This window comes from Micromonospora sp. NPDC049081 (assembly GCF_040648835.1).
Classification (GTDB): Bacteria; Actinomycetota; Actinomycetes; order Mycobacteriales; family Micromonosporaceae; genus Micromonospora; species Micromonospora antibiotica.
Window position 1 is genome coordinate 1 of record NZ_JBEZEK010000061.1, and the last position, 2,248, is coordinate 2,248.

The following is a 2,248-nucleotide window of genomic DNA, read 5'->3' on the forward strand; positions in this document are numbered from 1 at the left end:
ACCACCCCCACCCCCACCGGCCACCAAACCCTCACCATCCACACCCGCACCACCACCACCTGGACCACCCACGCCACCGCCACACTCAGCCCCGACGAGCCCACCGTCCCGGCAGAGATCGGCGTCTGGCCCCCGGCCGGTGAACCGGTCGACATCGACGCGCTCTACCCGCTGCTCGCCGCGAAGGGCTACCACTACGGGCCCTCGTTCCAGAACCTGCGCCGTGCCTGGCGTGCCGGTTCCGACGTCTACGCCGAGGTCGAGCTGCCCGACGACCTGCGCCCCGACGGTCACGCCGTGCACCCGGCGCTCGCCGACGCGGCCCTGCACGCGCTGATCGCCGTGGCCGTCGACGACCTCGGCACCGCGCCCCGGGTGCCGTACAGCTTCTCCGGCGTCGCCGTGCACGCCAACCTGGCCACGTCGGTGCGGGCCCGGCTCACCGCGCTCGGCGACGGTGCGTACCGGGTGCTGCTGGCGGATCCGGCCGGGCACCCCGTGCTCTCCATCGACCGCCTCGACCTGCGCGACCTGGACCCCGCCACGCTGCCCGTCGCCGCCGCGCCCGGCACCGAGCTGCTGCACCGCCTCGACTGGCAGGAACTGCGCGCGGACGCCGCACCGCCGGCCGACCCGGCGGGCTGGGCCGTCCTCGGTACGCCCGGACCGGCGCTGCACGGCGCGCTGCCCGGCCTGCGCCAGGTGCCGGACCTCGCCGCCCTGCTCGCCGGTGAGCTGCCCGACGTGGTCTTCCTGCCCTGCCGCACCCCACGCCCGGACGAGACGCCCGCCGACGCCCCGACCGCCACCACCGACGCCCCGGTCGCCGCCGCACACGAGCTGACCGAGGCGCTGCTGCACAGCCTCCAGCAGTGGCTCGCCGAGGAACGGTTGGCCGGCACCCGACTGGTGGTCACCACCGAAGGTGGGGTCGCCGCGCACCTCGCCGACCAGATCGCCGACCTGGCCGCCGCCGCGTGCTGGGGCCTCACCCGCTCCGCGCAGGCCGAACACCCCGACCGGTTCGTGCTGCTCGACCTGGACGGCCGCCCGACCGACCCGTCGGTGCTGGCCGCCGCGCTCGCAGCCGCCGAACCGCACCTCGCGGTGCGCTTCGGCGTGGCGTACGTCGACCGGCTGGTCCGCTGCGCCGACGACCCGGCGCGGCTCACGCCCCCGGACGAGAACTGGCGGTTCGGCACCACCTCCGCCGGCACCCTGGCCAACGTCGCCATGGTCCCGGCACCCGAGGCGCTGCGCCCGCTACGCGACGGCGAGGTGCGGGTACGCACCCACGCCACCGGCCTGAACTTCCGCGACGTGCTCATCGCGCTGGGCAGCTACCCCGGTGAGGCGCCACTGGGCAGCGAGGGCGCGGGCGTGGTCGTGGAGACCGGTCCCGGCGTGACCGGACTCGACCCGGGCGACCGGGTGATGGGCCTCTTCTCCGAGGGCACCGGCCCGCTCGCGGTCTGCGACCACCACCTGCTCACCCGTACCCCCGACCACCTCAGCGACAGCCAGGCCGCGGTGCTGCCGATCGCCTACCTCACCGCCATGTACGGCCTCGGCGACCTCGCCGGCCTGCGGGCCGGGCAGTCCGTCCTGATCCACACCGCCACCGGCGGGGTCGGGATGGCCGCCCTGCACTACGCCCGGCACCTCGGGGCCACCGTGCACACCACGGCCAGCATCGGCAAGCAACCCACCCTCAGCGCGCTCGGTGTGCCCGACTCCCACATCCACGACTCCCGGACCACCGTGTACCGGGAGGGGATCGCGGCGGTGGCCCCGCAGGGGGTCGACGTCGTGCTCAACAGCCTGACCCAGGCGCACATCGACGCGGGACTGGCGCTGCTGGCCGAGGGGGGCACCTTCCTGGAGATCGGCAAGACCGACATCCGCGACCCGCACACCGTCACCACCACCCACCCCCACCTCACCTACCAGCCCTACGACCTCCTCGACGCCGGACCCACCCGCATCCACCAACTCCTCACCACCCTCACCCACCTGCTCACCACCGACGCCCTGCCCGCCCTGCCGGTGGCCGTCTGGCCCGCCAGCGACCTTCCCGACGTGCTGCGGCACCTCAGCCTCGGCCGGCACACCGGCAAACTGGCCGTCACGGTGCCCGCCCCCAGACCCACCCGGGGCACCATCCTCATCACCGGCGCCACCGGCGCCCTCGCCACCCACACCGCACGACACCTCGCCACCACCCACCCCCACCACCACCTCCTCCTCA

1 protein-coding gene is annotated in these 2,248 nt (G+C 75.0%); it reads left to right on the top strand.

Annotated elements, in window-relative coordinates; translation table 11 throughout:
- A partial coding sequence (locus AB0B63_RS32425) for a polyketide synthase dehydratase domain-containing protein (protein ID WP_357025856.1) occupies positions 1 to 2,248 on the top strand: 2,248 nt, incomplete at both ends.